Origin of the sequence: Paenibacillus harenae (assembly GCF_030812415.1) — a bacterium.
Lineage (GTDB): Bacteria > Bacillota > Bacilli > Paenibacillales > Paenibacillaceae > Pristimantibacillus > Pristimantibacillus harenae_A.
Window position 1 is genome coordinate 304,435 of sequence record NZ_JAUSST010000003.1, and the last position, 23,963, is coordinate 328,397.

The window sequence follows — 23,963 nt, forward strand, 5'->3', positions numbered from 1 at the left end:
CCTATGCGAACAATACGGCTAGCCATAGGATCTACATCTCACTTGTTGTGGGTATAGATATCACGAAGGAAACTCATGTAGCACAAGCAACTAATTTTTGCGGCATCATACTTAGTAAGCGATATCTATCATTCTCAAATACAATTCCGACAAGGGCAAGAGCGTTGTCATGGTGAATCCGGCCACCATCAAATATGAAACAAGGAGAATCGCGATAATTCTCCCTCCAAAAGTGATACGAAGGATGCACTTGTCATCGCTGATGTGGTTAGCCGAGGCTTCTACTATGAATACTCGCGACAGGCTATCGTTTTTCAAAGGTTGAAAAAGATTATGAGTGACCGGGAATTTTGGGTGACGAATAGTGTACGGCTGCAGAACCGGATCATTCGCTTCCCTGAGTATTTCTCAGTGTTTGAAGACTGGACCTGCAAATAGTCCTTAGCTACTTTGAAAGAATTCCCTTCTCCGCAGGATCTAGCGTCACTGTTCATATCAGAAGTGATCACAGGATGGAGAGAACATGTGAAGCGAGCCGGTGGCTCCAATGGCATGCAGAAAGCTGCGTAGCTCATCGCTCAAGCAAAGCGTAGTGTAGGCGAACGACTGCCTAATCAAATAATAGGTAAGACTTGAATTAATAAGAGTTATGGAGGAAATAAAGTGATAATCAAGGAATTTTCACTTCAAGAAATCTAGTCATTTTTGTTTATAAATGGATAATCAAGGTCTGGAAAACACACGACTAGTCGTAAGTTTCAGCATATTTATATACACCACCTACAGGCATTTAAAAAACATTTTTCAAGCAATCTTAGATACTCCAAATGTTCCATTTCTTAAGAATCTCTCCTAAGCTAAACTCAGATGTGGAACTATGCAAGAGATGTCCATTCAAGGAAGGGTGTTATACCGAAGGAGCAAAGAGCAAAACCTATTCGGTGAGTATTAAATCCGCTAAGCACACCGAACAAATGACGTTCCGAGAAAAGTGAGTACTTCAAAGAGAAGGCAAACAGTGAGCTCAAATACAGGCACGGGTACGACGTAGCGTCATCTTCGGGTCTTACTGGTATGCAATTACAAGGCGCAATGGCGATTTTCACTGTAAACCTGAAAAGAATATTGAAGCTGATGAATTAAGAAATGAGTCACAAGTAACTGAATGTACATCGAAAAACGAGCAAAACACCCAATATTAGGGAGTGGTGGTTGTTTTTTTGTTTCCAGCCTTTAGGCTAATCCGAAAAACTAAGAGTTCTTCAGCGGCCTCGTACGCCGCCAAGGTCTTCTCTTTTTGTTGGGATGATGCTTATAAATTAGCAGGGGGAGATTACCCATCGTTAAATCAGTGCGATCTGTTCCATATCCGATTTCTTAACGAGCACTAGGAGAAAATACATACAGGAGATAACTGCCCACCAATAGGCTGATAGATGAGCCAATCAACCAGGTGGACACGATGGCCGGATGAATACCTCCAGGGTCTTCTGTTTGTGGACTCCGAATAGTCAATATACATTTCATGTATAAATATGCATTATGTCCATTTCGGATATTCTCATCAATTATGAAAATCAGTGCTAACCTGAGCTATCTGGAGATGTACGTTTCTCACTTATTATGAAACCCACCTCTTTATAAACCAATCTTTTCGTTGCTGTTTTCTCAGAAAATATGACGCCACACAAGCCTGCAATTCATCACGATGTTTTCTTTCTCAAAATTAGAAGAGGAACAATTTATCATATTTATGATGATCGTGGATGCGATGTAATTTCAAATTCAATTTCAGGAATTAAACATATTTTTCTTAAATACAACGATTGGATATTAAATTATGATAGGGAATCCATTAATAAAACATTTGATGAAGTCTTCTAAGAAGCCAGCAACAGCATCTAATTATGTTTTGGGTAATCGGCCCAGAAGATACTTCTAAGTACATGCATCATTAAGCTAACGGGTACGATAGTTCAATAATTGAAGCGGCGGACCAAAATTTGGTCCGCCGCTTTATCAATAAACAGTTCATAGGGCTTTTTTCATTGTCTACAATATGGGGGCTTGACCACATTTTTGTGCCCCCTCGAAATTATGCCATACTATCATATATTAACATCTATTTAAGGGGAAATGTAGATATAAAATTAATGGAGTGGCGGTTCTACTCATACAATCGCGTAGAACCTTTTAAATTTATTCATGTCCTTTGATGAGTTACAATGAACATTTGGCTAAAGCAATTAGCAAGATTAAACAGGTAGGAAGAGACCTTTTGTTTCAAACCCGTTTACTTCACCAGAATTTGATCTAGAATCTTTAAAGTCGAAATGGATTCTGAGAACCGGTATAAACAGAAATTAATAGCGGAAAGGGAGAGCACCAAGAAATGAAGGAGAAAAAGTAATGGGGTATAGAAGTTACTGTTAATTCAGAGAGAATTGACTCCTATCATCTTCCATAAAATATATACCCTGTTTTCTACTCTAGGTTCACCATCAGGTATATAATCCCAATTTCGCAAAAATGGATCTACTATAATCATTCTCCCCTTTGTTCTAGTCCATTGGCAATTTTCTCATTTGTGGCAACCAATGGCGGACCCGACTAATCACGGATATAACGTCCCGGAGAAATTCCTTCCGATTTCGTGAATTGTTTGGTAAAGGAATAAATATCTCCGTAGCCAAGGCTAACGGCTACGTGTTTGATGGGGAGTCCGGAGAGCAGCATCATTTTTGCCTGCTTCATGATCTGTTCAATATGATACTGCTTAGGGGACAACCCGGTCGTTTCTTTAAATAACTTTCTGAAATTCTCGTAGCCCATATTTACGACTGCTGCCGCTTGTTTAATGTCATAATGAATATTACTTGAACCGCCGATTAGCTGGCAGGCCTTCGTTATCTTACTTTCATTTTGCTCGCTCTGAGTATTATTAATGCTACCGTGCAATCGGATAATGAGCTCCTGTACCCTCATCAGCAGATAGGGCAGCTTTTCATCCGTCGCGCCTTTGAGGGTGTTTAGCAAGGCAACAAAATCATAAAAAAAATTGGTTGTATGCTGGGCCGCTTGCACCTCTTTATCGGAACTTATTATTCCAAGCGTCCTCAAGTAATGATAGACAGGATACCCAACGCTGATGTAAAATTCCAGCCATCCCCCATTTGGCTCAATTTCCGTGGAGTGTAAGCGGTCTGGCAAACGTTGAACCAGATCGCCTGCTTGCATGAGAGTAACTGTGCCGTCCTTTGAGATAAAACGTCCATTGCCCTGCAGGATCAAAAAACAGCTGTAATAGCCTATCTTAAAGTCATATTGAGAACGCTCCGCCGTTCTTTTTCTCATAAAGCCGCATGACAAAATGCCTTGGTCGAAATCGTCGCCAATGCACCGATATATGACATCATTTTCCTTAATATCTTCATAATTCATATCGTCGCCACTCCTACCAAAATGGACAAATGAAATACCAGTCTAACCATTCACATAAAGAATTATCCTTATATTATAACGGTGTCGTTATTTTAATCACAACAAATTAGCACAATGGATGGGAGTGTTACTCATACGTTTGAAGCTGAATTGGAGCCGCCGATGAGTTGGCAAGCCTTCGATATTTTATGTTCATTGTGCTCTCTCTGCATATAAGGTTATCCAATGCCAGTGGTTTTCGTCGTCCATGATCACGACGTCCACTCGCATGCCTTCCTTAATCCAAAAAATTCATTTTCATCTGATTTACACCTACCAAAATGAATAAATGAATTACCAAATGCAACATTTAATTTAAGAAGACTTATCCTTATATTATAGAGGTATCGATATTATTCACCGCTTCCAACAAACATTCTTTAAGGAGATGCATGAAAACAACATCGAAGAACTGTCTCAAGTATCGCTGTAAGCCGATTTACTCGAAAGACAGCAATGCCGCGTTATTAAAAAGCAAAGGAGATTTTTTATGCGCACAAAAAGATCATATCTGTCCGTCCTAGTGGTCGTTGCCCTGCTGATGACGTTGTTTTCATCCGTCGGTTCGGTTGCTGCTTCCCCGAAAGAAAGCAAAATGCAGTCTTATGTCAGTGCAATGCAGCCCGGATGGAACCTGGGCAATACTTTTGATTCATTTAATTTGAACGCTCCAAATAATGGTGACGAGACGTCCTGGGGCAACCCGATCGTTACCAAAGAATTCATTAAGGAAATTAAGAATCAGGGCTTCAAAAGCATCCGTATTCCGATTACATGGGACGGGCGGATGGGCGGCGCACCGGACTATACGGTCGACCCGGCCTGGATGGACCGGGTTCAGCAAGTCGTCGATTGGTCGCTCGAAGAGGGTCTGTATGTCATGATCAACGTTCACCACGACGCTTGGATGTGGCTCAGAACGATGCCAACTAATCATGACGAAGTATTGGCCCGATATACCGCGTTATGGACGCAGATCGCCGACCGCTTCAAGAATCATTCCGACAAACTGATGTTCGAAAGCATCAACGAACCGGAATTTTTAAACGTTGATATCACGACGCAGCTCGAATTACTTGATGAAATCAACACAACCTTCGTGAATCTTGTAAGAGAGTCTGGAGGCGCTAATGGCGATCGTCCGCTTGTGCTGCCGACGTTATATTGCAATGACGAGAAAGTGCGTGTGGATTCGCTTGCAAGCACGATTGCCAAGCTGAACGACCCGAATTTGATCACGACCGTTCATTTTTACGGCCTCTGGAATTTCAGCATAAACATTGGGGGCTACCCGAAGTTTGAGGCCGACACGATTAAGGTTGTCGATACATTGATTGATAATGTAAGGAATGCGTTTGTATCGAAAGGAATTCCCGTTATCGTAGGCGAATACGGACTGCTAGGCTGGGATGTCAGCGATGGTTTGCCCGAGCATGGCGAGATGTTGAAGTATATCGAGTATTTCACCTCTAAAGCCGTAGAGAACAAACTTGCCCTTATGCTGTGGGACAACGGTGGGCGTTTTGACCGTCGAACGCTTCAGTGGAACGATCCGGAGCTTTACGATCAGATCATGGCCAGCTTGAAAGGCCGTTCTTCCACTGGCGAATCCGATCTGATCTTTGTCAGAAAAGACGCGCCGGCTCAGGATACTTTAGTGCCCATGCACTTGAACGGCAATAAGCTGACCGGCATCCGGGCCGGAGACTATAAGTTGGAAAAGGGCAAAGATTACGAGTTGAACGGCGAAGACTTGACCCTCAAAGCAAGTTTTATCGCCAAGCTGACTGAATCGGCCGCACTCGGCGAGGTAGCCGTGTTGAAAGCCCAATTTAACAAAGGCGCCGATTGGACCTTCCATGTCTTGTACAATGACACCCCGGTGCTTCAAAACTCGGAAGGCACCACCGCAAATTTTGCGATCCCGACCGCCTTCAATGGCGACCGACTTGCTACGATGGAGGCCGTGTATGCTGAAGGGGGCAACGCCGGTCCGGATAACTGGACTTCGTTCAAGGCGTTCGGCCAAACATTCAAACCATCTTATGCAACGAATGAAATCACGCTTACACAGAGCTTCTTCAATAAAGTGAACGACGGAACGGTGATTCTGAAGTTCCACTTCTGGAGCGGCGCCATCATCGAGTACACGATTACGAAGAACGGCACGAGCATCACGGGCACAGCATCGTAGAACTGAAATCGTTTCGGTAAAAAAGGAGTCCTGCCTTGCGCCCGTGCGCTGGGGCAGGACTCCTCTGCTGTCATCCATCATGAAAGCCACCTATGGCAGCTAGTCACCAGCGCACGGTTTGCTTTTTTTTTGTGGCTAAGGAGGAAGCTTGATGAATCAATCGAGAACTTATGTGCCGTTTTCCTATAAGATCATGATTCCTTATTTGCTGCTCATCATGCTTACCGAAATTTTCATCGGATCCTATACCTATACGAGACTTTCGAATTCAAGCTCTGTATTAACGGAATTGAATATGAAGATGACGTTTCAGCAAATCACGAACAATATCTTGTATCAGCTTCAAGACGTACAGCAAATATCGGATTCACTGTTCCAGTCAACAGAAATTCAAAAATATTTGGATTCAGATGAAGACCCTTTTGATATTTACATTATTACGAGAGATCAACTGCTACCCCTACTTGCTGCTCCTTTGCAATCGACGAGAAACAATATTCAAATCATGCTGTATGTCAAAAATGAGAAGTATCAAGAGGTTTTCAAGGATTTGAAAGGCAACATTCAAGAGAAAGCATACAATCTGCTCTATTTCTCGCGTATTGAAAATGAAGAATGGTTTAAGCAGCTAACCGTAAAAAAGCTGGATAATCAATGGCTGCAGGTGGATACCGATTTAGAGCAACATAACATTTCTCTTATTCGAAAGCTGATCTCGTTTAACGATTATCAAACGGAAATAGGTTACTTGCGAATATCCATTCGCTTGGAGGAATTGTTTCAATCATTGAATAGCGTTAGGGTTGGAGAGCATTCAATCGTTCAGGTGAGGGATAAAACGACGAGCAACATTTTATATCAAGTAAATACAAGCGGCGAAGAGAAGATCAACGAGCCCTACTTAACCGTCAAGCATGACATACCGGGGACTCGATACGGCTTGGAAATATTGGTTTCAGATCAATATTTCCTCAAGGAGGCTCAAGATATTCGGAATGTCACCCTAACCGTATGTATCGCCAGTTTCCTCATTATGCTATTCATCGGCATTCTTGTGGCCCGTTTGTCTAATAGGAGGATGAAAAAAATCATTTCGTACGTCCGTTCACTACGATCCGGGGAGTTTCGCAAACGTATCCTTATTTCAGGTCATGATGAATTTGCGCAAATCGCGGTCGCTTTTAACGAAACAGCCTCCAATATTGATCATTTAATTCAAACGGTATATTTGCAAAAAATTAATGTGAAGGAAGCAGAGTTGGAAGCTCTGCAGGCCCAGATTAATCCTCATTTTCTGTATAATACGCTTTCCTCGATAAATAGTCTTGCCAACATGGGTGAAACGGACAAGGTCAGCGCCATGGTAACCGGTTTGGCGAAATTCTACAGGTTGACGCTTAATGATGGACGTATCATGATACCGCTAGTCAATGAGCTGGAACAGGTGAAATCCTATATCGAAATTCAGAAGATCAAATATGCCAACCGCTTCGATACATTTATAGAGGTTGAGCCGGAATTGCTCGAATGCGAGGTCATAAAGCTTATTTTGCAGCCATTTGTCGAGAATGCATTAAAATATGCTTGGCATGTTGATCGTCTAACCGTCAAAATTGTTGGGAGACGAGTGGGCGATCATATCTTCATATCGGTTATTGATAACGGAATCGGCATACATCGAGACCGGATACGCGAAATTAACAGCAATCAGCTGATGATTTCAAGTTGCGGGATCAGCAATGTGAATGACCGGATCAGGCTGAGATACGGCGATGATTACGGAGTTAAGGTATCAAGCTTCTATGGAGGGGGCACCACGGTTTTACTTATTCTCCCCTATGAGCAACCGAAGACTGGCATAAAAGATATACGAAAGATGCGGGGGGAAGATGCATGACCTATCGGATATTAATTGTCGATGATGAATCGGTGGATTTAGAGTGGATGAGAAGAAGGATACAAAGCAGCGGCAAACGGCTTGAGGTAGCTGCAGCTGTGGACAACGTATATGCCGCTCTGGACGTCGTCAAGGAAGAGCAGATCGACATTATACTTTCGGACATACGGATGCCGATTATGACGGGAATGGAACTTATCCGGAAGGTGAAGCAATCCCGCCCGCATATCAGAGTTATGTTCGTCAGCGGTCATAAGGAGTTCGAATATGCGAAGCAGGCTGTTGATTTCAATGCCTTTGGTTATCTCCTGAAGCCGGTGGAGGATAAGGAGTTGTCAGATAAGCTGGATGCTGTTATCGCTGATTTGGACAAGGAGCGGGAACGCAATGAAGAGACGCTTCAGTTAAAGGAGACGTTCTCGCTAGTAAAGCAGGAGATGCTTTTCAGATGGCTGGAAGGCGATAACCGGCAGCTGGCTGCAAAGGCTGCATCCGTGCTTGAAGAGGAAGTGCAGGCTTACGGAACTGCTGCTGCGGTAGTTGAGGTCGATCAAGTAGATTGGCGGACGGGGAAGGATGACGTAAGCGATTGGCAAGCTTCATACCAACAGATCATCCGGTTTGTCGAGGAGTATGTAGAGGAACGGGGATGGGGGTATAGTTTTCAGGGAGAACATCAGCGCCGGATACTGCTTCTATTCGGGGATGAGCATACGCACAGCACAAGGATGGACGAGCTTATTGCAGCAGTGGGCAAGCTGTTTCCGCTAACGATTTCGATCGGACTCGGCTTTCACACGGATGATCAATTGGAACTCCCCCAGTCTTATGAAGCGGCGAAAAAAGCACTTGGTACCAAGTGGCATGCAGGTAAGAATAAGACACTTACTTCTGGTGATAGCGGCGGGCCGATAAATACGTTTGCGCATAATCCGGACGAGCAATGGCCAGAAATCGTGCAGGCGCTAGCGGATTACAATTTAATGGCGATCGATGATTGGATCGAGCTGATCTTTCATCAGTTGCAGCCCTTGGAAACCAAAAGCACGGTCTTCCAGCACCTTGTCCATTCCATTATCAAATTGAGCGAGCAATTTTCGACATTGAACGAGAACTTCGACGAATTGATGGAGTGGGAAACCCCCTTTCCGAACAATCTGCTGGGGTTTGAAACCGTGCTGGATATGAAGTCTTGGCTGAGACGAAAGTTTTTTGCGACCTCGGAAAAATGGTACCTCAAGAAACAAACTCAGAAGAGAAAACTAATCCTTGAAATCATGCAATATGTGGAGGAGCAGATTGACAGGAAAATTACGCTCAAGAAAGCAGCGGATTACTTTGGTTTTTCCACTAATTACTTGGGGTATCTGTACAAGCAAGAGACAGGACAGCACTTTAGCGCTTATATTAATGAACAGCGAATCAAGAAGGCTTGCCAACTTCTGCAAAACCCGAAGGTCAAAATTTATGAGATATCCGAAAGCATTGGCTATAAGAATATTGTTTATTTCAACCGCCAGTTCAAACAGGTAACGGGCATGTCCCCCGGCGAATACCGAAAGCTGCTCAGTATTTAACATTAGAAAAAAGCTTTGCAACCAGCGCGCATCGGTATTCAATCGGTGCGAGCTGTTTTAGTTTGGCTTTACGTCCGAAATCGTTGAAAAAGTAAAGTTTTCGTTACTCACCTCAATCCCATGATCGTCCCTTAAAATTTATCATTAAGAAAAAGAGGGAGGATCAACCTATCGCGATGAAAGAACATATCACATTAAAGGCGGACATACGCAAAGCAAGAACACCCCGATCCGGTTACGGATTACGAGGCATAATGCGACAATGGGATCTCCAGTCAATGGTTTTGCCGGGATTCATTTGTCTAATTCTTTTCAGCTATATTCCGATGTATGGAGTCATTATAGCATTTAAGGAATTTGATATATTTCAGGGAATAGGGGCGAGTCCCTGGGTTGGTTTCTATCATTTTAATCTATTTTTTGAATCCCCCGAGCTGAATATGGTCATGCGAAACACGATCATCATCTCGACATTGAAGCTGGTCTTGATTTTCCCCGCTCCGATCATGTTGGCGCTCCTGCTTAATGAGATCAGGCATAACGGGTTCAAGCGCTTCATTCAAACGGCAACCTATCTGCCGCATTTTATTTCCTGGGTTATCGTTTCAGGATTAGTATTCTCCCTCCTGTCGGTGGAAAGCGGCAGCTTGAATTATCTTCTTGAGAAGCTTGGGATCATTGATAAGCCGATTAACTGGTTATCTATGCCGGAATATTTCTACAGTATTCTGCTCAGTGCTAGTATGTGGAAAGAAATCGGGTTCAGCTCCATCGTCTACCTGGCTGCCATAGCCGGGATTAACCCCAGCTTGTACGAAGCCGCGGAGATAGACGGAGCCGGCAGAATCCGCAAGATGTTCAGTGTTACGCTGCCCTGTATCGCACCTGTCGTTATCATCTTCCTAATCCTGTCGATTGGCAACCTGCTAAGTGCCGGTTTTGAAGATATCTTAACGCTAACCAATAACGGCAAGAACGGGACCTTAACCAATGTGGCGGAAGTGCTCGATACGTACGTCTATCGTGTGGGTCTAAGCGAGCAGAGGTACTCGTTCGCAACGGCGGTCGGTTTGTTCAAATCCATCATTAACATTGTATTATTGGTCGCTGCAAATACGATAGCCAAGAGAGTAGGGGGTAATTCCCTATGGTAAGAAACAGCTGGAATGACCGCATCATCGACATGATCATCTATACGCTGTTAGCGGTGCTCTCTTTTACGGCCATATACCCATTCTGGAATACGCTCGTCATGTCTCTGAATGAAGGAAAGGACACCGCCATGGGGGGGCTGACCTTTTGGCCTCGCGAATTTACTATTTCGAATTACGAAGTGATATTCAACGATGAACGCTTCTTCCGAGCGATGGGGATATCCATCGCAAGAACAGTATTCGGTACGTTCCTCTCTGTTCTGATTACGGCTTTAATGGCCTTTGCGCTAGCGAAAAAAGAGCTTAAGGGCAAGCGGTTCTACATGATTGCCGGCATCATTACGATGTACTTTCAAGGCGGGCTAATTCCGACTTACCTGTGGCTGCGGGAGATCGGGCTGTTCAATAACTTCTGGGTATTGATTATCCCCGGGATCCTTAGCATCTGGAATATGATCGTGTTCCGCACCTTTTTCCAGGGGCTGCCGGATGAGCTTGAAGAATCGGCCAAGCTGGACGGCTGCAACTACTATGGTCTTTTCTTTCGAATCGTGCTGCCCGTATCGGGCCCCGTATTCGCAACATTGTCGCTTTTCACGGCGGTCGGTTTATGGAACGAATGGTTTAATGCCGGTATTTTCATCAATAATGCTGATCTGCTTCCTGTTCAAAACTATTTGATGAACATGATCAATTCCAGCTCGACCGCGGAGATGCTTAGCCAAATGGGCAACGGGGTCAATGTGGTGACTCAGACAATCACGCCAAAATCGCTTCAGATGACGGCCGTTATGGTGGTTACTCTGCCCATCATCATGGTGTATCCGTTCCTGCAAAAGTATTTTGTCAAAGGTGTCATGATTGGTTCGTTGAAGGAATGATTTAGAGGCCTCGTGCCTTTAAATATATAAAACAAGCTAGAGAGGGGTTATCATGTGTTGAAAAAAATAAGAAAGCGGCTGTTTGTGGGATTATCTCTTATTCTCGCTGGCAGTTTGGTTCTGAGTGCATGCAGCGGCAATAGTAACAACCCGGGGAATGAGCAAACGAACAGCACAGGAACGCAGACGCCGGAAGTGACTGGAGAGGCGCTGCCCGCATTTGGGGAACAGCCATTAGAGTTCAGCTACTATATGAATTATGACTGGGCTTCTCCAAGCGGTTATGGTACCAATGATGCGGTTACCAAATGGTTAAAAGAAGAGAAAAAAATGAATTGGACTGAAATTGGCTCCAATGGCAATGCGAAGCAGAAATTCGGGACGATGGTTGCGTCGGATACACTGCCAGACGTTATAGCTCTGGACCCGAACACGCCGGAATTCGAAAACTTGGTGAAAAACAAAAAGATCGTTCCATTGGATGCTTACTATGATAAGTATCCGAACCTAAAAGATTTGATCGATCCGGATACGATGGAAATGATGCGAGCTTCCGACGGCCATGTCTACGGCATGCCTAGTTGGTTCGGCAGTTCCAGGAATGAAAATCAAATGGCCAGCTTCGGATGGATTGTCAACCGTAAGATCTATGCCGAGCTGGGTAAGCCGAAGCTTGAGACATTTGATGATTTGTATGCGTATTTGAAGCTCGTCAAAGAAAAGTATCCGGATATCATACCAATGCAAGATCCATCGGAAATGATGATTTACGGCGGCTACGGCGATTTGCGCTGGTCGGATTCTCTTAAAGAAGTTCCAGTGTATGTGAACTTCAAGACGAAAGCGATCGAATCCATATTCACGGATCCGGCCTTCAAAAAAATGAAGGAAATGACAAACAAGTTATATCAAGAAGGACTGGTCTCGCAGGATTTCCTCACTCAAAGCGGCGAGCAAGCAACCGAAAAGCTTAACTCTGGTCGAATTGCCGTACAAACCGCTAACAGCATAACTTCAATAGGGCGAGCAGCGAACAACATTTTGCAGGCGAAGGACCCCGCGGCAGGTTATGATTTTATCCCCTACCTATACGCTGATGGCGTGGATCCGGCTACAGTAGCGCCTATCGGCTTTGGTAAGTTGGGCTGGAACCAAACGGTAATTACGACTAGTGCCAAGGAACCGGAGAGAATCTTCCAATTCTTCGACTGGTGGGCTAGCGCAGAAGGTCAACGAGTTTCAACATACGGGCCTCCGGGAATATTGTGGGACACTTTTGACGAGAACGGCGCACCGATCGACAACGAGAAGAGCAAGACAATGACTATGGAAGAGAAAGCCAACCTAAAGCTTGGTTGGAATCCGCTCGGCTCTTGGCAATTCCATAAGATTGGGGCAGCACGGGTTAAGCAGAACCCAGAGAAGGCCGAATGGGATGTTGTAGCAAGTTTGTTCTATGGTAAATTCGTCAAAACGAATAACGATCAATTCAATGGAATTATGAATATTGACTCCAAGTCCAAGCTGGGAATCGACTTTGCGCGGATGAAGCAGATCGTTAAGGATTACGACGCGAAGCTTGTTTTTGCGAAAGACCAAGCGGAGTTCGATTCCGTATTCAAGCAATATGAAGATGCTTTGAACGCCTCAGGCTACATGGATCTGATTGCGCATGAGACTGAGGTATGGAAGAAGAACAGGGAGAAAATGGGCTTATAAGGTTGGCTGTTTGAGTGGAAATATGAAGGACGTTGCCCGAGCGATGGCATGGGCAGCGTCCTTTGCTTTTCTTCCAAATTGAGCTTCACGAGTCCGGAAGGAAAACGACAGCAATTGGTCGAATTCGTAAGGACCGAGGGATATGAGGAGCTAGTTCCGATTTACAAAGTAGGCTAGAGCCGTGCTGTATGGGAGGTTGTAACGTTTGAAGCTATCGGTATGTATCGATTCCGTGTTCCGCGAGCTAGGATTGGAAGACAGTCTTCGTAAGGTGAAGGAAGAGGGTTTCCGTGCCTTCGAGTTCTGGGGCTGGGAGAAGAAGGACTTAGGTCTGATGACGAAGCTGGTACAGGAACTGGATTTATCGCTCAGTGCCTTCTGTGTGAAGCAAGCGAATCTGACAGAGCCATCCGCACGTTCGGCTTATCTGGATGGATTGAAAGAAACGTTGGAGGTGGCGAAGCGACTGCAGTGCCGAACGCTCATCTTGACAGTGGGCAGTGAGCAAGCTGGTGTACCCCGGGAGGAGCAGCGGCGGAGCTTAGTAGAAGGACTCCGTGCGAGCCTTCCTCTGCTGGAGGGGACCGGTGTGACGCTGGCCGTAGAACCGCTGAATACCCTTATCGATCATCCCGGCTATTTTTTGTCCTACTCCCAGGAGGCTTGGGATATTCTGCAGGAAGTCCGTCATCCGCAAGTGCAAATGCTCTTCGATATTTACCATCAACAGATTACCGAAGGGCATGTGACAACGAATCTGCTCCGTATGCTGGAGCGGGTCGGGCATATTCATGCGGCGGGCAATCCGGGCCGAGGTGAGCTCGGTGAGGGTGAGCTGAATTACCCCTACATTTTTAGGCGGTTGACAGAAGCCGGGTATCAAGGGTATGTAGGCCTGGAGTATTTTACGGTAGGAGATCCGGCGGAAAGTTTGCAGCGAATGACTGCAGCGTATAGTGAATGGCTATAAGACTATGGGCCTGCCGTGGCGGCGGGCTTTTTTATGTGGCGAAAAGGAAATCTGCGTAAGTGCAACAATCATAAATTGCCCCATCCCTCATAAGCGTTGTTGGGTTGATGTTTACAAATTAGCAAGGGGATATTATCCATCGTTAAATCAGTGCGATCTGTTCCATATCCGATATCTTAACGAGCAACTAGGAGAAAATACATACAGGACGCGGCGATCGTTCTCGGTGCTCAACCGAAGAGCGGTCGCCGATAGTTTTTCAGAAGAGAATTTAGGTAGTTTTTGGAAATTAAAAGCTATAATAAACCTTTGTCAAGAAAAATCGCTTCAATAAAAGGAAATCGATATTTATTGTCGAACTTTGTAGAATTGATATAAATAGTGGGTCAGCAAGAGGAGCTGAATAATACGATTTTATACTCGGGAGCAAGGGGGGGCAGATCATGTTTAAGGAACAAATGAGGTATTCGCGTCTAGCGCATCTAACCAAATTAATAAATACAAAACTGGAATTACGTGAAGTATTGCAGCATGTGACGACGGCAATATCCGAAGAAATCGTCCAGTGTGATTCGGTAGGCATCTACTTGCCGCAGGAGGACGGGACGTTCAAAGGATACGTAGGCAAACCGCAGTCCATTAACGGATGGACGCTGGATATGCATGTCATCGATACGGATATGGACTTATTGGCCAAAGAGGTAATCGAAACAAAGAAAACCATATATATCCCGGATACATCCAAGGATAATCGGCCTGATCCCAGAGCGGTAGAAGGGTTTCAAATTAAATCATTGCTCGTTCTCCCGATCTCGTTCGAGCAGGAATTATTCGGTCTTGTTTTTTTATTTGATTATGGCACACCGATGAATCTGACGGATTCGGAAATTCAAACCGTCGAGGCTTATGTGACCATGGCGGCCGTGGCGATACAAAACGCAAACAATTTAACGCAAAAAGAAAATTCTATCGCCGAAAAGCAGTTGCTGCTTGATGTGACTCGTGAATTGGCGATGTGCTCTACGCTGCATGAAAGTCTGGACCGCTGCTTTTTCTACTTGGGAAAAGTTTTAAACAACTATAATGTAGCCGTTCATTTATTAGACCCAATTACAGAAAGAAACATTAGTCCGGTGAAGTTGAGCAAGGATAGCGACTGGACGGAAGAAGACTGGATGAAGGCACATGGCAAGATCCAGATAAACGAACGCAATGATGCTGTATTTCAAGAGGTTATAAGAACCAAAAAAGCGATTTTCATTCCGGATGTCTTCGCAGATGAGAGGCCTAACCATGATCTTTGCCGTAATTTCGGCATAAGAGGCATGATTATGTTCCCGTTGGTCTCCATGGGCGAAGTATTGGGCGTTATACCGGTTGTCGATCTTGGCGAAGGAAAATTCAACTATTCGACAGCTACCATGAATCTTGCGCAATCCATAGTGGATGCTACGGCCTCGACGTTGTCCAACTTATTATATATGGAAAAGCAAGGAATCATTATCGAAGAGCGAACCTCGGAAATAACGGAAAAAAATAAAGAACTTCAAAAAGTTATAGCCGAGTTGCAGCAGCTTAGCCGGGAGAAAGAGCTGATTTTAAACTCGGCGGGTGAAGGGATTTTTGGTTTAGACCTTGACAGGAATATTACATTTTGCAATCCGGCCGGTGTTTCCATGCTGGGGTACGGCACGAAACGCGAATTGATCGGACAGCCGGCAAGTATTATTTTTAATGGAAAAAGTCCGGAGAACGGGGATTCTGCCTCAACCGTTGCTGATGGCAATTGGGATCAGTATGATCAGGATAATCGATTTTATCGAAAGGATAATTCGAGTTTTCCGGTTGAATATGTCATCTCCTCGATAAGGGAAAGCGACGAGATTGTAGGGGAGGTCGTCACATTCAAAGATATAACGCAAAGGAAGCAAATGGAGGCGGAAATAAAATACCATGCTTACTTTGACAGCTTAACCGATTTGCCTAACCGGGTTCTCTTGAAAGACAGACTAACGCAAGGAATAGCCCACGCACAATCGCATGGTGAAAAACTGGCAGTTCTATACCTGGATTTAGATCGGTTTAAGTTGATCAATGATTCTTTGGGACATAGTTTCGGCGATCATTTATTGCGCCTTGTGGCCAAACGGCTCAGTCTCTGCGTTCCGAAGGGCGCGACGGTATCGCGACAAGGCGGAGATGAATTCACCATTTATTTGCCCAATATTAAATGCGAAAGCGAAGTGTTGAAGGTTGTTCACCTTGTTGTGGATTCTTTCAAAGAACCTTTCCCGCTGCTGGAGAATGAAATCTATATCAAGACGAGCATTGGCATTAGTTTGTTTCCCGATAACGGGGATACGACCGAGACTTTAATCAAAAACGCGGATACCGCGATGTACAAATCGAAAGAAATAACGGGTAACAGTTATCATTTCTTTAGCGAGGGAATGGATACAAGAACATTCGAAAGCGTTAAACTCGAGAACGCTCTATACAGAGCATTGGATCATGAGGAACTCGTCCTCTATTATCAGCCTCAAGTCGATTATTTAACGAAACGGATAGTAGGAGTAGAGGCTTTACTGAGATGGAATCATCCGGTAAAAGGATTAATAGCTCCGGATCAATTTATTCCGATTGCCGAGGAAACAGCCTTAATCATACCTATTGGCGAATGGGTTCTGAGGGAATCATGCAGACAGTTAAAATATTGGCAGGATCAGGGATACCCCTTGTTTAGTATCGCTGTTAATTTGTCGGCTCGTCAGTTTGAACAAAACAATTTATTCGCAATGGTAACGAATGTTTTAAGCGAAGTAGGCTTGTCCGCCGAATATTTGCATTTGGAACTTACTGAAAATTTAATTATCAAGAATAGGGAATTAACGTTAAAAACGATGAAAGAATTAAAAAGCTTGGGCATTAAAATCGCCATTGACGATTTTGGGACAGGGTATTCATCGTTGGGTTACTTGAAAAGCTTACCTATCGATACGTTGAAAATAGACAAATCCTTTTTGCATGACGTTACAAACGATGATGATAATGCAGCCATTACAAATACCATTATTACGTTGGCTCAAAATTTGAATCTTAGCGTCATTGCCGAAGGTGTCGAAACCAAGCAGCATGTCGAATTTTTATCGTCTCGGGAATGTTATTTGATGCAGGGCTATTACTTCAGTAGACCGATGAAGGCAGAAGATATAACGAAGGATTTTATTATGGATAGCGACAATTCTGTATTCGAAAGGAATCGATTATGAAAGCAGCCCGTGCAGTATTGGAATTTTTAAAAGGCAGTGGCGTTAAGCATATTTTTGGTATTCCGGCAGGCTCCGTCAACGCTTTTTACGATGCGCTTTACGAGATGCCTGAAATAGAGCCTGTTGTAACCAAGCATGAAGGTGCCGCTTCCTATATGGCAGCAGCCTATGCCAAATATTCAGGCCGGATGAGCGTAAGTATCGGCTGCAGCGGACCGGGGGGAACAAACCTGGTTACCGGCGCGGCAAACGCGATGCGCGAGCATTTGCCCGTCTTGTTTTTGACGGGTGCCGTTCCTGTACAGACGATGGGATTGAACGCCTCCCAGGAGCTCGATATTGCCCCGGTTTTCAGTTCCGTTACAAAATATAGCGTCATTGTGAAAGAGGCAAAGAACTTGCTCCCTGAAATCATCAAAGCAAGCCAAATCGCCATATCCGGCGTGCCGGGTCCTGTTCACATCGCCATCCCGATCGATGTTCAACACGCTGAGGTCGGAAACCTTGACATACCGATTCTTCAAGAAAGAAAGCCTATGATTCCCGACTATGAAACGATACAAGCGGCAGCCATGGCGTTATTGCAGAGAAAGGATGGCTGCATTCTTGTCGGACAAGGAGTCAGAGGAGCCGTCGACTCTCTAATCGAACTGGCAGAAATGCTGAATTGGCCGATTGTTACGACTCCGCAGGCAAAAGGGTATATTCCGGAGAATCACCCGCTTCTTGTAGGCGTATTCGGGTTTGCGGGTCATGAAGCCGCATCGGCTTTAATAAACGAAGGTGCAGGTCAAGCCCTGTTGATCGTGGGTTCAAGTCTGGGTGAGACTGCTACGAATAATTACAATCAAAATCTTACCAAAGGCCGGTTCACGGTTCAGCTTGACTTTGACCAGTCGGTGTTTAATCGGAAATATGAGATCGATATCCCCGTTTTAGGCGATATCCATTTGAGTTTATTGATGATGATCGAGGATTTAAGAATCTTGGGATTATCCAGGGAAAGCACCCGTCCTGCTTTATCGGAGAAAACATTTGAAGAGAATGAATCGCCACCTCGGGGCATCGAGGAGTACAACACGAAGAATGTCCTGCTTACGATTCAAAAACTCCTGCCATCTACCACTCGATATACCGTTGATATTGGCGAATTCATGTCTTATGTTATCCATCATATGAATGTCCTGGATTATGATTCCTATAATATCAATGTCCATTTCGGAGCAATGGGTATCGGTATTGGATCGGCTATTGGCTCCAAATTAGCCGAACCCGAACGACCTGTCGTATGCATTACAGGCGATGGCTGTTTCTTCATGCACGGGATGGAAATATTAACGGCCAAAGAATTGGGCTTGCCCATTTTGTTTATCGTGATGAATAATGCGCGCTTAGGAATGGTCTATCACGGACACTCGCTGCAATTTAAGAGAACCCATCCTTCCTTTGAGCAAGAAGCAGTCAATATTGCCGAGATGGCTGCGGCAATGCGTATTCCAAGCTTTAGAGTCAATGGTTTGGATGATATTCATCCGGATATGATTAACCAATTAATAGGCTACGACGGACCGGCTATTTTGGAAGTGGCTTTAGTAGACAACAATAATCCCCCAATGGGGGATCGCGTTAAATTTCTATCTTCTTTTGGAAAGTAATCGTTATCTTACAAATGGGAGTAGGAATGCTTGATGACACTAATTATGGCCATTATGGTTTGTCCCTTAAAGGCGTCTGGCACGGGTTCGCCCGAAGGATTAGAGAAATAGCAGCTCGCTTTGTTCTCCTCGCAGCAGTATCCCAAAGAGATGAATGCGTTTATTAATTCGATTGGCAGCTCCCCGGAACCGGTTTGTTCGGCAAAATAGTCGGTCGGGAATATGCTTACATCGATATCTCCGGTTCCGGTATGTACCGCAAACAAATCCTTGTCATGCTGGATCATCCATTGGTTTTTGGAATATAGGGAGATTCGGGCTCCTTCCAATGCAGAAAGGGCATCTAAATTAATCCCAAAAGTCTGATTAATCATTTTGCGAATTTCCGCGCCCGTTACTTTGTTCCCGCAATGCTCCAAGTATGCTTCTATGGCTGCTCGGGGCGGGGTCGGTAAATAAGGGGTCGATTCCAAATCGAATTTGAAAACTTGGTGTATGCTATTCATAATGTCCGAGCTGCTGACCCCTTCTTCGTAAGAAACCAGAAGATTGTCCATCGCTTCTGCCTTTGTCATCAAACCATTCTGATTACCCATTGACATGTAAACCCCCATCTATAAAATTTTTTGAGGTTATTAATCCTTGCACTGAGGATACAAAATCATTATACGGCAAATAAATCCAATCATAAATCACTTAATTTGATTAGATAAGATGCGGGTATCGACACAGATGGAAGTCTCCCTTATTCCATAACTATGACATGTATTGTCACTATTATGGGGCACAATGAATAGATGGTCCGTAAGTTGATGAAATGGACGACTATCTAAATTCAAGTTAAGGAGATCGATAAGGATGTTGAAAGCAATCCCGTTTATTATGCTAGATGGAAAGGCTGCTGAAGCGATTCGGTTTTATGAGGAAGCGTTAGGAGCGACTGTAGTATTTAAGCAAACGTTCGGAGAATCGCCAGGTGGTGAAAATTTTTCCAGTGAGGAGCAAGAGCGGCTCGCTCACTCTGTTTTGCGTATCGGCGATACGCAACTTTTTACGGCCGATATTGGCTCGGATTTTCCTTACAAGGAAGGAAATCAGGTGAATATTTGCTTGACGACGGCAGATGTGAATCAGTCGAGGCAGTTTTTTCAAGCTTTGCAGCAGGGAGGTCAAGTCAACATCCCCTTAGGGGAAGTTCATTTTAGTCCCGCTTATGGTGTGGTGACAGATCATTTCGGCGTGACTTTCCAGATCTTCACGGTTAAACCGCACAACTAACTCATTAAGCACGAGCAGAGACGTTCTACCCCGGCCACCCGTACTAACCCTCTTACGAACAAAGAGGTCAACCAGTAAAAATTGGCTGACCTCTAATGCGAACGGGCAGTTTTGTCTAATCAGTCAAAATCAAAGCAGCAGCATTATGATCAAAGCTTTCCTGCCAACCGAGCCTCACTTAAATGATAAGATAATGTTTGTTTTCTTTTGCTTTCTTTTTCACGTATCTCATAAACCCTTTGATTAGTAGGACAGCAACTATTACGAATGGCCTCTGTGTTTGCGGCAACAATGAGCCAAAAAAATAAAAACGGTCGTCAGGAATAAGCTCCTGAACGGCCGTTTTACGGCTTCTATGTGGGGTATTTCGGTAAAAATTATTAAACGTTTTGTAGGTGCTCTTCGAGACGATCCCAAGTTTCGTTGATGCCTTGCTCCATGCCCATGTCCAATACCGTTTGAAGCGCTTCGGCGGAGACATATGTCGAAGTATTAATCAATTTGGTTTTTCCTTCGAACTCTACGAACTGAATGATCACATCGGTTACAGGCATTTCCGCAGAAATATTGCCTTCACTGTCGGAGAAGTAGTCCGTGTATCCGATTTTTTCGCTGGTTACGATATCTTTGTACACGCCTTTGCCCCAGGATTCCATGCCGTAGAAATCGCCTTGATTCTTATCTTCGCACTTCATGCAGTAATGCCAGATGCCGCCCGGACGGAAATCGATGTTGCAAACAGGAACCGTCCAACCGCGCGGCCCCCACCATTGTTTCAAATGCTCGGCTTCGGAGAAAGCTTGGAATACTAGCTCGCGAGGGGCATTAAATACGCGCTCCAGGATCAATACGTTTCCTTCTACTTTGCTTACCGTTTGGTTTGTCATTTCATTTCCTCCTCGAATTTGGATGATTCCTTTGGTTTTTCTTGCAACTGTTTTAAATAACGCTCTAAGTTGTCGTAACGCTCATTCCAGATTTGACGGTAACGTTCAAGCCATGCATCCAACTCTTTCAAAGGCTCGATCCGAAGCTTGTAGTTCCGCCGATTTGCTTCCGCTTCGACTTCCACTAGGCCGGCTTCCAACAGGACTCGCAAATGTTTAGAGGCTTGCGGCTGCCTTAGTTGCAGACGTTCCGCAATTTCGCCTACGGGAAGCGGCCCGTTCGCCAGCAAATCCACGATGCGCAACCGGTTCGGTTCTGCCAGAGCGCTAAACGTTGTGCTATCCATCATTCGGCGCCTATCACCTCGTTTCAGCGGTGCCTCTTGCTTACATTTAGAATATACCCTATAAGGAATATTCCTGTCAAGGAATATATATATAATTTTTTTTCGAGTGTAGTCCGGACAGAATAGCGCAAATAACGGGAACCAGAGTTATGATTCTAACGGGTAGCTTAGTTAAATCAGAAGGAGCAGACTGCTGCGGTATCTGCTCCCTATTCTCAATGAAGAATGGAGTAAGTTCAATTAACGCCCAATCAGCAGCAACATAAAGGTTATTTTTTGCGTAAGAGAATTGTAGTTGAAATTGGAAAGGTGGCAATCCATTATGCGGAAGCCATAATTCTGAACCAACTCTTCTTAAGTACATTCAACAAGTAACCATTCATACCGAGGACGATAAGTTGAAATGGTTAAAGATATTAGGTCTAGAAGAGAGACGCCCAGTCATTCTTATTTTTGATACTGAAAAAATGGTTTACCACACAAATGATCCAGAACAACTGAGGGAATTCGCGAAAACTCTGGATAAATAATGGTTAAACTAACAGGTGCGATAGTTGAATCAAGAACAAAGGCAATCGACCCAAATGATCGGTTGCCTTTTCTACGCTGACGGAAGGGGTTCCCGTTTGAATAATAAAGCCAGTTGCCGACGGGTTAAGGTAGCTGAACTAACATGGAGCAGTTTGCTGAGGCAACTGCTCTCGGCAATCAGCTTAAAAAAGTTATAGGTGGTTGATTTGTTTTGGAAGCGCAGACGGCTCCTGATCCTTCAGAGCAATTGGTTGAATTGACAGTCGTTATATTGGTATTGAAACTATCTAATAAACAGGTAAACTGTTATACTGGAATTTGGAAAATGTCTTTAAAAATGGTTAGCTTCGGTAAGAGAAAAGGGGGATATCATGTCTTTTGTAAATCGGTTGCAATGGTTTTTTAAAGATAGATGGAGGAGCTACGCGGTCGCCATCGGCATCATGACATTAGTTAGCTTGCTCTCCACGATACCGCCGAACCTCATTGGGAGAACGGTCGACAATATCCAGAAAGAGCAGCTTACCGAGGCCGGCTTGACGCAGACAGTGCTGCTGCTCATCGGACTTTCATTGCTTCTCTATGCGATGGTCTACATCTGGATTACGACGTTGTTTGGCAATTCGGTACTTATCGAGAAGGTGCTGCGAGGGCGGCTGCTTGCAAATTTAACGAGGATGACGCCCGCTTTTTTTCAGCGAAACAGCACGGGGCATTTAATGGCATTGGCAACAAATGATGTATTAGCGATCGGACAAACAGCGGGCTATGGCGTCATGACGCTTGTCAATACGCTGGTTGGCGCTTCTGTTGTCGTTATTATGATGGTTTCGTTCGTAAGTTTTAAATTAATGATAGCTGCCCTCATTCCGCTGCCATTGCTGGCGTTCGTTATTAGCAAGCTCGGCAAAAAAGTGAGAACACGATTTTTGGATGCGCAAGCCTCCTTCGGAAAAATGAACGAGCATGCGCTGCAATCGATCTCCGGCATACGCGTGATCCGTTCCTACGTGCAGGAAAACGATGACCTCGCTGCATTCGACAAGGTGACCTCTGAGGTTATGCTTAAAAACAAGAAGGTCTCCATTCTAAATGCGCTTTTTCAACCTGTTATTTCGCTGATAGTCGGCGTAAGCTATTCGATCGGCATAGGTTATGGCTCTTATCTCGTTTTTCAAGACGAAATATCGCTTGGTCAGCTTATCTCGTTCAATATTTATTTGGGTATGCTCATATGGCCGATGATCTCCTTCGGTGAATTCATAAATGTGTTGCAGCGCGGAAGCGCCTCGGCCGATCGATTAGATGAAGTACTCACGCAAGAGCCCGATCTTAAGGATACGGATAAGCCTGTTGCGATAAAGGTGCCTACGCGCATTGAGATGAAGCAGTTAACTTTTACTTATCCAACGGCCAGCCATCCTAGTCTGGAGAACATCTCTTTGCAGCTTGAGAGAGGTCAGACGCTTGGTATCGTAGGCAAAACGGGCAGCGGGAAGAGTACGCTGCTTAAGCAGTTGCTTCGTCAATATCCGCTGGAGCATGAGCGGCTGATGATAGCTGGCGTGCCTGTGGAACAGATAACAATGGACCAGATGAGACGCTGGATTGCATATGTGCCTCAGGAGCATCAGCTGCTATCCAAATCGATCAGAGACAATATCGCGCTGGGCAAGCCCGACGCGTCGCCGGAAGAAATCAACCGCGCGGTAGAAATGGCCTCTTTCACGGAGGATATCGCTCTAATGCCTGAGGGACTTGAAACCGTTGTCGGCGAGAATGGCGTCATGCTCTCGGGCGGGCAGAAGCAGCGTCTAGCTATAGCGCGGGCGCTGCTCATTGATTCTGAAATTTTGCTGCTGGACGATTCGTTATCGGCAGTCGATGCGCGGACAGAAAGTCGGATTCTTCATCATATCCGTTTGGAGCGCGAAGGGAAGACGACGTTTATTACGACGCATCGCCTCTCCGCAGTCAGTCATGCGGATTGGATCATCGTGCTGAGCGAAGGACGGATTATAGAAGAAGGCACGCATGATGAGCTAATGCTGTTCGAAGGCTGGTACAAAGAACAGTGGGAACGGCAGCAAATGGAAGCTAGCTTGGAAGAATGAGGAGGCTGAG

Annotated in this window: 15 protein-coding genes and 3 pseudogenes; 14 read left to right on the forward strand and 4 right to left on the reverse strand. The window is 44.8% G+C overall.

Features of this window, described 5'->3' with window-relative positions; all coding sequences use genetic code 11:
• Positions 1-166: 166 nt before the first annotated feature.
• The 3 pseudogenes from J2T14_RS30875 to J2T14_RS30880 form a co-directional block, all read left to right on the forward strand.
• Positions 167-438, forward strand: a pseudogene (locus J2T14_RS30875) (IS110 family transposase); the annotation flags it as partial.
• A 428-nt stretch (positions 439-866) separates the two neighbouring features.
• Positions 867-1,143: pseudogene (locus J2T14_RS11605) on the forward strand (transposase); the annotation flags it as partial.
• Positions 1,144-1,659: 516 nt separating this feature from the next.
• Positions 1,660-1,884, forward strand: a pseudogene (locus tag J2T14_RS30880) (DUF3885 domain-containing protein); the annotation flags it as partial.
• A 726-nt stretch (positions 1,885-2,610) separates the two neighbouring features.
• Here the strand turns inward: J2T14_RS30880 and J2T14_RS11610 are convergent.
• Positions 2,611-3,441 (reverse strand): helix-turn-helix domain-containing protein, encoded by an 831-nt coding sequence (locus J2T14_RS11610; RefSeq protein ID WP_307470914.1) that lies wholly within the window; start codon positions 3,439-3,441, stop codon positions 2,611-2,613.
• 529 nt (positions 3,442-3,970) lie between these two features.
• Between J2T14_RS11610 and J2T14_RS11615 the strand changes: the two genes are divergently transcribed.
• From J2T14_RS11615 to J2T14_RS11655, 9 genes are all read left to right on the forward strand, one after another.
• The gene (locus J2T14_RS11615; protein WP_307470916.1) at positions 3,971-5,674 is read left to right on the forward strand and encodes a cellulase family glycosylhydrolase; all 1,704 of its coding nucleotides are present in this window, start codon (positions 3,971-3,973) and stop codon (positions 5,672-5,674) included.
• Positions 5,675-5,825: 151 nt separating this feature from the next.
• Positions 5,826-7,571: a sensor histidine kinase gene (locus J2T14_RS11620; RefSeq protein ID WP_307470919.1), complete on the forward strand. Its 1,746-nt coding sequence runs from the start codon at positions 5,826-5,828 to the stop codon at positions 7,569-7,571.
• Positions 7,568-9,148, forward strand: a complete 1,581-nt coding sequence (locus tag J2T14_RS11625; RefSeq protein ID WP_307470921.1) for a response regulator — start codon at positions 7,568-7,570, stop codon at positions 9,146-9,148. The genes J2T14_RS11620 and J2T14_RS11625 overlap by 4 nt, the downstream gene beginning before the upstream one ends.
• Positions 9,149-9,402: 254 nt before the next feature.
• Positions 9,403-10,302: an ABC transporter permease gene (locus tag J2T14_RS11630; protein WP_307203460.1), complete on the forward strand. Its 900-nt coding sequence runs from the start codon at positions 9,403-9,405 to the stop codon at positions 10,300-10,302.
• Entirely contained in the window at positions 10,296-11,183 is an 888-nt protein-coding gene (locus J2T14_RS11635; protein WP_307470923.1) for a carbohydrate ABC transporter permease, read from the forward strand. The genes J2T14_RS11630 and J2T14_RS11635 overlap by 7 nt, the downstream gene beginning before the upstream one ends.
• Before the next feature lie 57 nt (positions 11,184-11,240).
• Positions 11,241-12,902: an extracellular solute-binding protein gene (locus tag J2T14_RS11640; RefSeq protein WP_307470925.1), complete on the forward strand. Its 1,662-nt coding sequence runs from the start codon at positions 11,241-11,243 to the stop codon at positions 12,900-12,902.
• A gap of 205 nt (positions 12,903-13,107) precedes the next feature.
• Positions 13,108-13,872 carry a hydroxypyruvate isomerase family protein gene (locus J2T14_RS11645; RefSeq protein WP_307470927.1) on the forward strand — a complete coding sequence of 255 codons (765 nt, stop codon included), beginning with the start codon at positions 13,108-13,110 and terminating at the stop codon, positions 13,870-13,872.
• 443 nt (positions 13,873-14,315) lie between these two features.
• Positions 14,316-17,141 (forward strand): sensor domain-containing phosphodiesterase, encoded by a 2,826-nt coding sequence (locus J2T14_RS11650; RefSeq protein WP_307470930.1) that lies wholly within the window; start codon positions 14,316-14,318, stop codon positions 17,139-17,141.
• The gene (locus J2T14_RS11655; RefSeq protein ID WP_307470932.1) at positions 17,138-18,796 is read left to right on the forward strand and encodes a thiamine pyrophosphate-binding protein; all 1,659 of its coding nucleotides are present in this window, start codon (positions 17,138-17,140) and stop codon (positions 18,794-18,796) included. The genes J2T14_RS11650 and J2T14_RS11655 overlap by 4 nt, the downstream gene beginning before the upstream one ends.
• 8 nt (positions 18,797-18,804) lie before the next feature.
• On the opposite strand, the gene J2T14_RS11660 is transcribed toward J2T14_RS11655, so the two are convergent.
• Positions 18,805-19,392 carry a hypothetical protein gene (locus tag J2T14_RS11660; protein WP_307470934.1) on the reverse strand — a complete coding sequence of 196 codons (588 nt, stop codon included), beginning with the start codon at positions 19,390-19,392 and terminating at the stop codon, positions 18,805-18,807.
• A gap of 262 nt (positions 19,393-19,654) precedes the next feature.
• Between J2T14_RS11660 and J2T14_RS11665 the strand changes: the two genes are divergently transcribed.
• A complete protein-coding gene (locus J2T14_RS11665; protein WP_307470936.1) occupies positions 19,655-20,074 on the forward strand; it encodes a VOC family protein in 420 nt (139 codons plus the stop codon).
• Between the two features lie 380 nt (positions 20,075-20,454).
• On the opposite strand, the gene J2T14_RS11670 is transcribed toward J2T14_RS11665, so the two are convergent.
• Positions 20,455-20,961 (reverse strand): SRPBCC domain-containing protein, encoded by a 507-nt coding sequence (locus tag J2T14_RS11670; RefSeq protein WP_307470939.1) that lies wholly within the window; start codon positions 20,959-20,961, stop codon positions 20,455-20,457.
• Positions 20,958-21,308, reverse strand: coding sequence for an ArsR/SmtB family transcription factor (locus tag J2T14_RS11675; protein ID WP_307471937.1), 351 nt, complete (start codon positions 21,306-21,308; stop codon positions 20,958-20,960). The genes J2T14_RS11670 and J2T14_RS11675 overlap by 4 nt, the downstream gene beginning before the upstream one ends.
• Positions 21,309-22,210: 902 nt before the next feature.
• Here J2T14_RS11675 and J2T14_RS11680 point away from each other — a divergent pair.
• Positions 22,211-23,953 carry an ABC transporter ATP-binding protein gene (locus J2T14_RS11680; protein WP_307470941.1) on the forward strand — a complete coding sequence of 581 codons (1,743 nt, stop codon included), beginning with the start codon at positions 22,211-22,213 and terminating at the stop codon, positions 23,951-23,953.
• The last annotated feature ends 10 nt before the right edge of the window (positions 23,954-23,963 follow it).